This is a genomic window from Companilactobacillus halodurans (assembly GCF_009600985.1).
Lineage (GTDB): Bacteria > Bacillota > Bacilli > Lactobacillales > Lactobacillaceae > Companilactobacillus > Companilactobacillus halodurans.
Genome location: NZ_VDFP01000135.1, coordinates 1 through 1403, shown reverse-complemented (window position 1 = coordinate 1403; position 1403 = coordinate 1). Strand labels below are relative to the sequence as shown.

Below are 1403 nucleotides of genomic sequence, written 5' to 3'. Positions count from 1 at the left end.
TTACTGCTGGTAAAGATGGTAATGACAGTGGATTGTTAGAAGTAATTGATTCACGTAACACTTCTGATAAAATGCCTGGTTTTACCTTGTCAGCCTCAATGGGACCACTTAAAACTATTGATTCCGATTCAACAGCTGATTTGAATGCTATCCTACATTTAAGTGCTATTCCATTACTTGATGGTGACAAAAATAATGTTTCGACTACTTCTAATGATTTAACGACTGAAACCGCTTCAATTGACAGTGAAAAAGGCAATACAGCAAACGTCATGAACCTAGAAGCTGGTTCTTATAATGCTGGAATTATTAGTGCTAATTTTAATACTCCTGATTCAGCTAGCTTAAATATTCCCGGATCTGGCAATAATACTGAGAAATCAGCTAAAAATATGAACGCTGTTATCACTTGGACTTTGACAGCTAAACCAACTGTTACTACTGCAACGAAATAATGGAAATACTCACAAAACTTTGAAATGAGTTTTATGAGTATTTTTTTGCAAATAAATCTAAAGTTTTAATCTATGCAAGCTTGAATAGTATTTAAACATATTATCATAAAACTAGTAAGTGACTTGCTAAAGAAGAAGGGTTAATGATGATCGTAACTACCACTTGGAAACATAATTTTACCAATTACGCTAATCTTGAAAATATCAATGAATCCGGGAAACAGCATTTAGAAATCATGCAGCCCCTATCCACTAAAAAAATTCGTTTAGAATTGAATAACCTATACGACGAATTACCACTTCAAATAACGTCTATCGTTATCTATTCTGACTCTAAAACTAAATATTCCGTCACTCTAGATGGCAAAAAGCAATTTAGTATTGAACCTCATTTAGTGGAATATAGTGATTGGATCGATGTTGATCTACCAGCTAATAATTTTCTTTCGATCGATATCATATCCCCAAATAAAACTATCCATTCCGCTGGCTTAACCATTTCTAATGATCTCGTAAAAACTAAAGACCAAACCGCTGGAGTTTCCAAATATTTTTTCGGAGTCTCAGGAATTCAAGTTCAAACTCAAAAAGTTCAAAAACGAATTGCCTTTTTCGGAGATTCGTTAACTAATCAAGGCAATTTCTCAGCTCCTTTAGCTTTAGAATTAGAAATAAAATTTCATATTATGACGGCAAATTATGGTATTTCCGGTAATCGTCTTCTACATCCTGGACACAGTACCTCTCAGTGGTCGACTAGTTTTGGAGAAGCCGGTTTAACCAGATTTGATCACATGTTGATTGATTATCGTCCTAATCTAGTAATTTTTATGGAAGGAGTCAATGATTTATTACATCCAGGCACTGGTGCGCCAGAAAATGAGTTACCTACTGCTTCAGCAATCATTAAAGCTATTCATCTTCTCAAACAAAAATGCAAACAGTTCA

General features: G+C 34.3%; 2 protein-coding genes. Both read left to right on the top strand.

What is annotated here, in order from left to right; translation table 11 throughout:
* The coding region (locus tag FHL06_RS13035) for a WxL domain-containing protein (protein WP_153387027.1) at positions 1–455 on the top strand (455 nt) is incomplete at its 5' end.
* Between the two features lie 143 nt (positions 456–598).
* Positions 599–1403: SGNH/GDSL hydrolase family protein (locus FHL06_RS13030; protein ID WP_153387025.1), on the top strand; the 805-nt coding region annotated here is incomplete at its 3' end.